Annotated in this window: 1 pseudogene; it reads left to right on the top strand. The window is 66.0% G+C overall.

Annotation, left to right across the window (positions count from 1 at the left end):
- Positions 1–503: pseudogene (locus tag V7S63_RS28710) on the top strand (transposase family protein); the annotation flags it as partial.

The following is a 503-nucleotide window of genomic DNA, read 5'->3' as shown; positions in this document are numbered from 1 at the left end:
GAAGGACGTCGCCGCAAAACAATGGTGACGCCCGACGCGAAGCGGAAGGCGGTGGCTCATGCCTGCACGGTGCATGCAGTGAGCCAGCGTCGGACGTGCCAGGCCTTGACGATCGATCGCTCGGCGGTGCGCTACACGAGCATCCGGCCGGACGATGCCCTGTTGCGTGAGGCGATGAAGGCCGTGGCAGGAGAGCGCCGGCGGTTCGGTTAGCGCAGGATCCACATCATGCGGGACCGCCAGGGCATCGTGATGAACCAGAAGAAGCTGCGGCGGCTCTATCGCGAGGAGAAGCTGCAGGTGCGTCGACGCGGCGGCCGCAAACGAGCACTGGGCACGCGCAGGCCCATGCTCCTGCCTGATCGGGCCAATGTGCGCTGGAGCCTCGATTTTCTCTCCGACACGATCTCGGACGGTCGCCGTTTCAGGGTGCTCGCCATCGTCGACGATTACACGCGCGAGTGCCTGGCACTTGTCGCCGACACCTCGCTCTCGGGCCTGCG

It is taken from the genome of Allobosea sp. CCNWLY174 (assembly GCF_037120455.1).
GTDB classification, from domain to species: Bacteria; Pseudomonadota; Alphaproteobacteria; order Rhizobiales; family Beijerinckiaceae; genus Allobosea; species Allobosea lupini.
The sequence above is the reverse complement of the archived record's forward strand: the minus strand, read 5'-3'. Positions and strand labels throughout refer to the sequence as shown.